9 protein-coding genes are annotated in these 9,047 nt (G+C 74.3%); 3 read left to right on the top strand and 6 right to left on the bottom strand.

Annotation, left to right across the window (positions count from 1 at the left end; all coding sequences use genetic code 11):
* The first annotated feature begins 175 nt into the window (after nucleotides 1–175).
* Together mazG and rpsT are read left to right on the top strand one after the other, a co-directional pair.
* Nucleotides 176–1,033, top strand: a complete 858-nt coding sequence (gene mazG / locus PSR1_RS19260; protein ID WP_059439043.1) for a nucleoside triphosphate pyrophosphohydrolase — start codon at nucleotides 176–178, stop codon at nucleotides 1,031–1,033.
* Between the two features lie 470 nt (nucleotides 1,034–1,503).
* A complete protein-coding gene (rpsT, locus tag PSR1_RS19255) occupies nucleotides 1,504–1,779 on the top strand; it encodes a 30S ribosomal protein S20 (RefSeq protein ID WP_059439042.1) in 276 nt (91 codons plus the stop codon).
* Nucleotides 1,780–1,799: 20 nt separating this feature from the next.
* Here the strand turns inward: rpsT and lptE are convergent, their stop codons facing one another.
* Together lptE and leuS are read right to left on the bottom strand one after the other, a co-directional pair.
* Entirely contained in the window at nucleotides 1,800–2,351 is a 552-nt protein-coding gene (gene lptE, locus PSR1_RS19250; RefSeq protein WP_059439041.1) for an LPS assembly lipoprotein LptE, read from the bottom strand.
* A 1-nt stretch (nucleotide 2,352) separates the two neighbouring features.
* Nucleotides 2,353–4,851, bottom strand: a complete 2,499-nt coding sequence (gene leuS / locus PSR1_RS19245) for a leucine--tRNA ligase (protein WP_059439040.1) — start codon at nucleotides 4,849–4,851, stop codon at nucleotides 2,353–2,355.
* 97 nt (nucleotides 4,852–4,948) lie between these two features.
* On the opposite strand from leuS, the gene asnS reads away from it, so the two are divergent.
* Complete coding sequence (asnS, locus tag PSR1_RS19240) at nucleotides 4,949–6,253, top strand: asparagine--tRNA ligase (protein ID WP_059439039.1); 1,305 nt, start codon at nucleotides 4,949–4,951, stop codon at nucleotides 6,251–6,253.
* A 205-nt stretch (nucleotides 6,254–6,458) separates the two neighbouring features.
* Here the strand turns inward: asnS and PSR1_RS19235 are convergent, their stop codons facing one another.
* The 4 genes from PSR1_RS19235 to PSR1_RS19220 all read right to left on the bottom strand — a co-directional run.
* Nucleotides 6,459–6,845, bottom strand: coding sequence for a response regulator (locus PSR1_RS19235; protein ID WP_059439038.1), 387 nt, complete (start codon nucleotides 6,843–6,845; stop codon nucleotides 6,459–6,461).
* Complete coding sequence (gene cheB / locus PSR1_RS19230) at nucleotides 6,842–7,894, bottom strand: chemotaxis-specific protein-glutamate methyltransferase CheB (protein ID WP_059439037.1); 1,053 nt, start codon at nucleotides 7,892–7,894, stop codon at nucleotides 6,842–6,844. Before cheB ends, PSR1_RS19235 begins: the two co-directional genes overlap by 4 nt.
* Nucleotides 7,891–8,754: a protein-glutamate O-methyltransferase CheR gene (locus PSR1_RS19225; protein WP_059439036.1), complete on the bottom strand. Its 864-nt coding sequence runs from the start codon at nucleotides 8,752–8,754 to the stop codon at nucleotides 7,891–7,893. The genes cheB and PSR1_RS19225 overlap by 4 nt, the downstream gene beginning before the upstream one ends.
* A 6-nt stretch (nucleotides 8,755–8,760) precedes the next feature.
* On the bottom strand, nucleotides 8,761–9,047 hold a 287-nt coding region (locus PSR1_RS19220; protein ID WP_193388388.1), incomplete at its 5' end, for a HEAT repeat domain-containing protein.

The raw sequence follows: 9,047 nt of genomic DNA, 5'->3' as shown, positions 1-9,047 counted from the left end.
GGCCTCGTCGCCGTCCTCGACCATCCGCGGCGCGGCCACCTGCGCGCGGACGCGCGCCGGCGCGGCCGCGGCCATCGCGGCCAGCACGGCGAGGAGGATCGGGAGGGCGGCACCGCGGGTGGACACGCGAGAACGGGATGCTAGCACGCCCGGTCCCGCGCTAAGAAGACGAACCATGTCGCGCGCCGCCGAGGCCATCGATCGCCTGCTCTCCATCATGGAGCGCCTGCGCGCCCCGGGGGGCTGCCCCTGGGACCGCGAGCAGACGCTCCACACGCTGCGCCCGTACGTGCTGGAGGAGACGTACGAGGTCCTGGAGGCCATCGACGCGGGCGACGTCCGCGAGCACCGCGAGGAGCTGGGCGACCTGCTGCTGCAGATCGTCTTCCAGGCGCAGCTCCGCCGCGAGGAGGGCGCGTTCGAGTTCGCCGACGTGGCGAACGCCATCTCCGACAAGCTGGTCTCGCGCCACCCGCACGTGTTCGGCGACGCGCAGGTGAAGGACGCCGAGGGCGTGCTGCGGCAGTGGGCGGCGCTGAAGCGCGAGGAGAAGAGGGCGAAGGGCGCCGGGCACAGCGTGCTGGAGGGCGTGCCGCGCGAGATGCCGGCGCTGGCGCGGGCCGACCGGCTCACCGAGAAGGCGAGCCGCATCGGGTTCGACTGGCCCGACGCGGCCGGCGCGCGGGAGAAGGTGCGCGAGGAGCTCGCCGAGCTGGACGAGGCGGTCGCCGGCGGCGACGGCGCGGCCATCGAGCACGAGCTGGGCGACGCGCTGTTCGCGCTCGCGAACTACGCCCGCAAGCTCGGGATCCCGCCCGAGGAGGCGCTCCGGGGCAGCGTGGCCCGCTTCATCGCGCGGTTCGAGCACGTCGAGCGCGAGCTGGCGCGTCGCGGGGTGCCCCACGGGAGTGCCACGCTGGCGGAGATGGACGCGCTCTGGGACGAGGCGAAGGAGCTCGAGCGTCAAGCGAAATCGCCCGGCACCGCCCCATCGGCAGGTTCTCCACCGGGTTTGGGGAAAGATGGTGGATAAGTCTGTGGGCAGGACGCCTCGACGCAGGGAATTCACCCGATCGGCACGTGGCGCCGCGTTCCGCAGCACCGAAATTCCTCAGTGAAGTCGGCGTGCTCACCTTCCCCTTCCCCCGAGATGTCCACATCGCGGCCGGCGCCCCCCCGCACTCCACGTCTCCCCGCCCCCGCCGGTGGATAACTCCGCGACCCACCCCGGATTCGGAGCCGTGCGCCGCGCGGCCCTCCGAGGCACGGGGCGCGGGAACCCTTGAGCCACAAGGCCCGCCGGGGGGCGTGCGCGGCGAGGCCGCTCCGCTCTAGGGCGCGCCGAGCACGTGCCGCGCACGGCCGCGCGCCGTGGGCGCCGGCGGGGCACCGTGCGCGAGGGCGCGCGGGTCCGCCGGACCGCACCGGGCTCATAACCCCTTGACGCGGCTCGCGATGGGCGATAGAAGCGCGCCCTCTTATTCAACCCGACGGAGAAGTCACTTGGCGAACACCGCATCGGCCGAGAAGCGCAACCGCCAGGCGCAGAAGCGCCGGGCCCGCAACGTCCAGGTCCGCACCGGCGTGAAGTCCGCAGTGAAGAAGCTGCGGGAGGCGATCGCGAAGGGCGATGCGGCCGCCACGCAGGCCGCGCTGAAGTCCGCCGAGAAGACCATCGGCAAGGCCGCCTCGAAGGGCGTGCTGCACAAGAACGCCGCCTCGCGGAAGATCTCGCGCCTGGCGAAGGCCGCGGCGAAGCCGGCCGCCGCCGCGAAGTAGCCCCCCTCCCCGCCCGGACGTCAGCGCCCCGCCGCGCCCTGCGCGGCCGGGGCGCGCGCGTCCCGGTCCTCGAACGCCTCGAGGATCTCGCGCGCCGCGTCCGCCGCCAGGCGGCGCAGCTCGAGCGCGCGCCGGCCCTCGGTCTCGAGCGGATCCGCGCCGCCCAGGTGATCGCCCTCCCGGCGGACCGAGAGCGAGCCGACCACCTTCCCCTCGGAGACGAGGCGCGCGCGCGCGGTCAGCACCACGTGGAAGGTCGAGCCGGTGACGGACGAGGGCAGGCCCTCGCCCGCGCCCACCTCGCCCTCGATGGCCACCGGCGCGTCCGGGCCGGCCGACGCCCCGCGCCGCGCCAGCTCCTCGCGCAGCGCCGCGGTGAGCGCGGCGCCCAGCTCCGGATCGCTCGACAGGTTCTGGAACGCGCGCACGTGCACGCGCTCCGCGCCGCCGCGCGCGCGGTAGGCGTGGGAGAAGCCGTACCCGCAGCCCGCGGCCGCGAGCGCCGCCAGCGCGGCGAGCAGCGCGGCGAGCAGCGCGGCGAGGGACCTGCGGGCGTCTCGGGGGCGCCGCACGTCAGGCCACCACGAAGTTGACGAGGCGCTTCGGCACGAAGACCACCTTGCGGACGGTCTTCCCGGCCAGGTGGATCTTCACCTTCTCGTCGGCCTCGGCGAGCGCGCGGACCTCCGCCTCGCCCGCCGCGGCCGGCGCCTGCACCTCGCCGCGGAGCTTCCCGTTCACCTGGACCGCGATGGTCACGGTGTCCGCCACGATCAGCGCCGGGTCGAACGGCGGCCAGGGCGCGTCGGCGACCAGGCGGTCGCGCGCGACCGGGCCCATCACCTCGTGCCACAGCTCCTCGGCCACGTGCGGCGCGAACGGCGCCAGCAGCGTGGCGAGGGCGAGCAGCGCCTCGCGCACCGCGGCCCGGTCCGGCTCGGAGGCCGGCTCGAACGCGTACAGCGCGTTCACCAGCTCCATGAGCGCGGCGATGCTGGTGTTGAACTTGAGGTCGGCCTCGAGCCCCTCGGTGACGCGCTTGATGGTCCGGTGGGTGCGCCGGCGCAGCTCGAGCGCCTCGCCGGCCGCCTCGGCGAGCGCGGCGTCCGACGCGTCGAAGCAGGCCTGGCGCGCGTGGTAGATGCGCCACACGCGCGCCAGGAAGCGGAACAGGCCGTCCACCTGCTCGTCGGACCAGTCGATGTCCTTCTCCGGCGGCGCGGCGAACAGCATGAACATGCGCACCGTGTCGGCGCCGAACCGCGACACCATGCCGCCCGGCGCCACCACGTTGCCCCAGCGCTTCGACATCTTGCGCCCGTCGGGCCCGTTCACGATGCCCTGGGTGACCAGCCGGCGCACCGGCTCGTCCTCGTGCACCAGCCCGAGCTCGTGCATCACCCGGTGCCAGAAGCGGAAGTAGAGCAGGTGCATCACGGCGTGCTCGGGGCCGCCAACGTACACGTCCACCGGCAGCCAGCGCCGGGCGGCCTCGGGGTCGAACGGCCGCGCCTCGTCCTTCGGCGAGAGGTAGCGCGCGTAGTACCAGGACGAGTCCACGAACGTGTCCATGGTCTCCACCTCGCGCCGCGCCGGCTTGCCGCAGCGCGGGCAGGTGGTGTTCACGAACGACGCCACCTTGGCGAGCGGCGGCTCGCCGGTGCCGGTGATGATCGCCTCCGCCGGCAGCACCACCGGCAGGTCCTGCTCCGGCACCGGCACCATCCCGTGCTCGTCGCAGTAGACGATCGGGATGGGCGTGCCCCAGTAGCGCTGGCGCGAGAAGCCCCAGTCGCGGAGGTGCCACCGCACCGTCCCCTGGCCGAAGCCCTGCTCCGCGGCGTGCGCGGACATGCGCGTCCTCGCCTCGGCCGAGGCGAGGCCGGTGAACGGGCCGGAGCCCTCCAGGACGCCGTCCTCGGTGGCGGCCCGCTCGAGCGCGTCGCCCGGCGGGAGGCGCGCGCCCTGGGCCGGCTGGATGACCACGCGCACCGGCAGCCCGTACTTCCGCGCGAACTCGAAGTCGCGCTGGTCGTGCGCCGGGACGCTCATCACCGCGCCGGTGCCGTACTCGGCCAGCACGAAGTTCGCGATCCAGATCGGCACCTGCTCGCCGGTGAACGGGTTCACCGCGAACGCGCCGGTGAACACGCCCTCCTTCGGCGCGCCCTCCCCGGTGCGCTCCACCGCGTCGGTCTTGCGCATGCGCGCGACGAACGCGTCCACCTCGGCGCGGCGGTCCGGCGCGGTGACCTGCGCGACCAGCGGGTGCTCCGGCGCCAGCACCACGTAGGTGCAGCCGTAGATCGTGTCGACGCGGGTGGTGAACACCTTCACCGCGGCGCCGCCGGCGGCGAGCGCGAAGTCCACCTCGGCGCCCTCGCTCTTGCCGATCCAGTTGCGCTGCATGGTGGTGACGCGGTCCGGCCAGTCCTTCAGGCCGTCCAGCCCGTCGAGCAGCTGCTGGGCGTAGGCGGTGATGCGGAACGCCCACTCCGGGTGGATCTTCTCGACCACCGGCGAGCCGCAGCGCTCACAGCGGTTGTCGTCCACCACCTGCTCGTTCGCGATGACCGTCTGGCACCCGGTGCACCAGTTCACCTTGCCCTGGCGCCGGTAGGCGATGCCCTTCTCCAGCATCTTCAGGAAGAACCACTGGTTCCAGCGGTAGTAGGACGCGTCGGCGGTGACCAGCTCGCGGTCCCAGTCGAAGCTGTAGCCGAGCCGCTTCATCTCGGCGCGGAACGAGACCACGTTCTCGCGCGTCCGCTCCGCCGGGTGCCGGCCGTCCTTGATGGCGGCGTTCTCGGCCGGGAGGCCGAGGGCGTCGAAGCCGATCGGGTGCAGGACGTCGAACCCGCGCATCCGCAGGTGGCGCGCCAGGGCGTCGCCGATGGTGTACACGCGGGCGTGGCCCATGTGCATGGCGCCCGACGGATACGGGAACATCTCGAGGACGTAGCGGGTGTCGGCGTCCGGACGGCGGCCCGCCTTGAAGGCGCCCGCCTCCTCCCACCGGCGCTGCCAGCGGGGCTCGATCGACTGGGGCTCGTAACGCTCGTTCATCGACATAGGGGTGCGGATTCTAGCGGACGTCGCGGGTTTCGTCTGCTGAGCTATATTGCCCGCGCCACAGGCTCCCACTCCCATCCAGCACCGGGGTCACCGCATGTACCCGCCCGTCCACGTCGCCGACATCGCCCAGCACGAGGGGAAGGAGGTCACGCTCCACGGCTGGCTCCACAACCGCCGCTCGTCGGGCAAGCTCCACTTCCTGCAGCTGCGCGACGGCACCGGCACCATCCAGTGCGTGGTGTTCAAGGGGAACGTGACGCCCGAGGTGTTCCAGGCCTCGGACCACCTCCCGCAGGAGACCAGCCTCAAGGTGACGGGCCTCGTGAAGAAGGACGAGCGCTCGCCCATCGGGTTCGAGCTGGACGTGCGCGACGTGCAGGTGGTGTCGCGCCCGGCCCAGGAGTTCCCCATCGGCCACAAGGAGCACGGGGTCGCGTTCCTGATGGAGCAGCGGCACCTGTGGCTCCGCTCGCAGCGCCAGCAGGCGATCCTGCGCGTCCGCCACACCGTCGAGAAGGCCATCCGCGACTTCTTCGACCAGCGCGGCTTCACGCTGGTGGACGCGCCCATCTTCACGCCGTCCGCCTGCGAGGGGACCTCCACGCTGTTCGAGGTCCCCTACTTCGACCTCGGCAAGGCCTACCTGACGCAGTCCGGCCAGCTCTACATGGAGGCCGCGGCCATGGCGCTCGGGAAGGTCTACTGCTTCGGCCCGACCTTCCGCGCCGAGAAGTCCAAGACGCGCCGCCACCTGACCGAGTTCTGGATGGTCGAGCCGGAGGTCGCGTACATGGACCTCGACGGCGACATGGAGCTGATGGAGCAGTTCGTGTCGTACGTGGTGCAGACCGCGCTGGAGAAGCACCGCGCCGAGCTCGCCACCGTCCTGGAGCGCGACGTCACCCTGCTCGAGAAGGTGAAGCCGCCGTTCCCGCGCATCACCTACACCGAGGCGGTCGAGGTCATCCAGAAGGCCGGCCACCCGATGAAGTGGGGCGACGACATCGGGGGCGACGAGGAGACGGTGGTCGCGAAGCAGTTCGACCGCCCGGTGATGGTGCACCGCTACCCGGCCGAGATGAAGGCGTTCTACTTCAAGAAGGACCCGACCGATCCCCGGGTCGCGCTCGGCTGCGACGTGCTCGCGCCGGAGGGCTACGGCGAGATCATCGGCGGCGGCCAGCGCGAGGACGATCTCGCCACGCTGGAGGCGGCCATCGAACACCACGAGCTGCCGAAGCAGGCCTTCGAGTGGTACCTCGACCTGCGCCGCTACGGCACCGTCCCGCACGCCGGCTTCGGCATGGGCGTGGAGCGCTGCGTGGCCTGGATCTGCGGCCTCCACCACGTCCGCGAGACCATCCCGTTCGCGCGCATGATGGAGCGCATCACGCCCTGAGCGACGATCCGCGGGCCGCGACCCGGTCGCGGCCCGCGGGGTCGCTCAGGGCAAGATCTGGACGGGGCTGCGCCCCGCCCCACGGAGCGGAGCTCCGCGGGGCCCCACCCTGCTCCGCGGGGCCCGTGACCTCGCGCGCCCGCCTTCGCGGGCTCGCGCGAGGTCCCCGCGGGCGCGCCTGACGGCGCGCGATCTGGCGCCGGCCTCAGGCCGCGCCGAGCAGGCGGCGCACCGCCTCGACCACCTGGTGGGCCTGCACCGGCTTCACCAGGTAGTCGTTCGCGCCGAGGCCGAGCGCGCGGCGGCGGTCCACCTCGCCGGCCTCGGTGGTGACCACCAGGATCGGCACGGCGCGGTGCGCCCCGCCGGAGCGGACCAGCGACACGAGCTTCAGGCCGTCGAGCACCGGCATGTTGATGTCGGTGAGCAGCACGTCGAAGCGGGCCGCGGCCAGCTTGCGCCAGGCGTCGGCGCCGTCGATCGCCTCGGTGGTGCTGATGCCGCCGGCGCGCTGCAGCGCCCAGCAGAGCTGCCGGCGCACGGCGCTGCTGTCGTCGACGACCAGGGCGTGGCGCAGCGGGTGCGGGGTCATGGCGCTCGGGCGTCGCGGGCGAACTCGATGAGGCGCGCGGTCAGGGCGTCCAGCCCGAGCAGCGCGTCCACGGCGCCGGTCTCGGCGGCCGCCTGCGGCATCCCGTATACCACGGCGGTCTCCTCGGACTCGGCGAGCGTGAGCCCGCCGGCGGCCTTCACCGCGGCCATCCCGTCGCGCCCGTCGGTGCCCATCCCGGTGAGGAGCGCGGCGCAGGCGCGCGGCCCGAGCACCCGCGCCGCCGAGCGGAAGAGCCGGTCGATGGACGGGCAGTGGCGCGCGCCCGGTCCCGGCGCGCCGGGCGGCAGCACCGCGGCGCGCAGCACGCCGTCGGCGCCGCGCGCCAGCTCCAGGTGGTGCCCGCCGGGCGCCACCAGCGCGCGCCCCGCGACCACCAGGTCGCCGTCCACCGCCTCCACCACGCTGAAGTGCGAGCCGCGGGCGAGCCGCTCCGCGAACGCGCCGGTGAACCGCTCGGGCATGTGCTGCGCGACCAGCACCGCCAGCGGGAGCTCGCCGGGGAGCGCCGCGAGCAGGCGCTGCAGGGCGGAGGGGCCGCCGGTGGACGCGCCCACCACCGCCACGCGGCCCGGCTCGAGCTCGCGGGCGTCCAGCGCCCGGGCCCCGGCCGAGAGGTTCTGGATGCGCAGCGCGCGCACGGTGGCGCACTTCTCCAGCAGCTCCTGGCGGACCGGGGCGAGCCCGCCGCGCTCCGGCCTCGCCACGAAGTCGAGCGCCCCCAGCTCGAGCGCCTTGAACACGTCGGCGCGCCGCGACTGCGACGAGAGCACCACCACCGGCGTGGGGCGGCGCGCCATCAGGAGCCGCAGGAAGGTGAAGCCGTCCATGCGCGGCATCTGCAGGTCCAGCACCACCACGTCCGGCGCGAGCCGGAGCGCCTCGGCCAGCCCCTGCTCGCCGTCGGCGGCGGTGCCGGCCACCACCAGCCCGTCGCCCCCGTGGAGCATGCGCGCCAGCTCGTCCCGGCTGGCGGCCGAGTCGTCCACCACCAGCACGCGCAGGGTGCGCCGGCGCCCGTCGCCGCTCACGGCGCGCCCCCGGCCGCCGGCTTGCGGTAGACGAGGTCCGCGCGGAGCTGGACCAGCTCGAAGTCGGCGGTCACGTTGATGAGCGACTCCGAGTGCCCGAGCAGCAGCCAGCCCCCGGCCCGCAGCTTCGCGTGGAACGCGCGCAGCGCGCGCCGGCGCGCCTCCAGGTCGAAGTAGATCATGACGTTCCGGCAGAACACCGCGTCGAGCGGCGGCACCGCCGCGAGCGCGTCCGGCGCCACCAGGTTGTCGCGGTGGAACCGGACCAGCTGCCGGAGCCCGTCGTCCACCACCCACTTGCCGCCGCGCAGGTGGAACCAGCGCCGCATCGGCGCCGACTCGGGCGCGCGGAACGCATGCTCCCCGTAGCTCCCGGCCCGCCCCTGCGCGACGCACCGGCGGGAGAGGTCGCACGCCGCGATCTCCACGTCCCACCCGGTGAACAGCCCCGAGTCGCGCACCAGCACCGCGATGGTCCACGCCTCCTCCCCGGTGCTGCAGCCGGCGGAGAGGATGCGCAGCCGGCGCTCCGGCGCGAGCGAGGCCGCCAGGGCGGGCAGGATCTCGTCCGCGAACGCCCGCAGCTGGCGCGCCTCGCGGAAGAAGTACGTCTCGTTGGTGGTGAGGAGGTCGAGCGCCTCGGCCAGCTCCGCGCCGCCCCGCGGATCGAACCGGAGGTGGCGGTGGTAGGCGGAGAAGTCGCGGAGCCCGAGCGCCTCCAGCCGCGGCCCCAGGCGGCGCTCCAGCAGCCGGCGGTGGTCCTCGCGGAAGGCGATCCCGCAGTGCGCCTGGATGAGCTCGCGCAGCAGCCGGAACTGCTCCTCGGTCATGGCCGGCGGCGGGGGCCCGTGGCTCCACATGCGCGCCTACCCGGCCCCGAGCGCGCGCGCCGCGTCGGCGAACGCGCGTGCCACCAGCGGATCCGGGTCGCCGGCGGCGAGCCGGGCGGCGTCCGGGGCGAGCGCGGGTCGGCCGCGCACCGCCATGGCGACGGCGGCGGCGCGCCGCACGTCCCAGCGCGCGCTCCCCGCCGCCTCGCGCAGCAGCCGCGCGCCCTCGGGTCCCGCCAGCCGCGCGGCCGCCGCGACGCCCTCCTTCGCGACCTCCGGATCCGCGTGCCGGACCGCCCCCGCGACCAGGTCGGCCGGCGGCG

This window comes from Anaeromyxobacter sp. PSR-1 (genome assembly GCF_000964525.1).
Lineage (GTDB): Bacteria > Myxococcota > Myxococcia > Myxococcales > Anaeromyxobacteraceae > Anaeromyxobacter.
The sequence above is the reverse complement of the archived record's forward strand: the minus strand, read 5'-3'. Positions and strand labels throughout refer to the sequence as shown.

Excerpts from the sequence above, each read along its gene's own strand:
- asnS (WP_059439039.1), top strand. The coding sequence starts at position 4,949 with ATGTACCCGCCCGTCCACGTCGCCGACATCGCCCAGCACGAGGGGAAG.
- PSR1_RS19225 (WP_059439036.1), bottom strand. The coding sequence starts at position 8,754 with ATGTGGAGCCACGGGCCCCCGCCGCCGGCCATGACCGAGGAGCAGTTC.
- PSR1_RS19235 (WP_059439038.1), bottom strand. The coding sequence starts at position 6,845 with ATGACCCCGCACCCGCTGCGCCACGCCCTGGTCGTCGACGACAGCAGC.
- leuS (WP_059439040.1), bottom strand. The coding sequence starts at position 4,851 with ATGTCGATGAACGAGCGTTACGAGCCCCAGTCGATCGAGCCCCGCTGG.
- mazG (WP_059439043.1), top strand. The coding sequence starts at position 176 with ATGTCGCGCGCCGCCGAGGCCATCGATCGCCTGCTCTCCATCATGGAG.